General features: G+C 60.3%; 1 protein-coding gene. It reads right to left on the reverse strand.

Annotation, left to right across the window (positions count from 1 at the left end):
* Window positions 1-122: 122 nt before the first annotated feature.
* Window positions 123-688: TetR/AcrR family transcriptional regulator (locus ACYP2A_RS20445; RefSeq protein WP_459747664.1), on the reverse strand; the 566-nt coding region annotated here is incomplete at its 5' end.

Consider the following 688-nt stretch of genomic DNA (forward strand, 5'->3'; position numbering starts at 1 on the left):
CGCCAAGTCTGTGCTTGGGCGCTATGAGCGTCTGTATGAAATGACATATGGCCCTGTACGTAGTCCCCCATAGAGCAAGTAAGGCGCGGATCGCACTGTCGTGGTTGCAGCCATCCTGGCTTTCAGGCCGGCTGCACCCGCTTCGGCAAGTACGCCGGCAAATACAATCCCAGATAAGCATCGAACACCCGCCTCCCTTCCTCCGCCATCCGCGGCGTAATCTGCTCATGCAATTGCATCGACCGGGCATACACCCGGTCGCCCAGTTCCATGGCCAGTGCAAACACATCCACGTCGTCAGGCAGTACCGGCAAGTGAAAGTGCTTGTTGAACACTGCCTGCAACAACTGCCCCAGCTCGATATCGTGCTGGCGGTCGGCCTGGTTGACCTCGGCCAGGCCATGCTGGGCCAGAATCAATTGCCGGGCCGCCGCGTCGGCATTGTAGATGTTCAGCATGCGCTGCTCGACTTCTCGCGACAGGTCGCGCCAGTTGTTAAGCGATTCATGATCGACCGGCGCCTGCAACGTGGCACGAAAGGCCGCATGTACGTCGCTGGTCAGGGCTTCGAGCAACGCCGGAACATTGGCGAAGAAGTGATAGACCGACGAAGGCGGAATGTCCGCGCGCTCGGCGACGCTGTAGATCGACAAGCTGTCCACGCCCTCGGTGACCAGCATGGCGCGGG

Source organism: Pseudomonas sp. 3A(2025) (assembly GCF_054589175.1).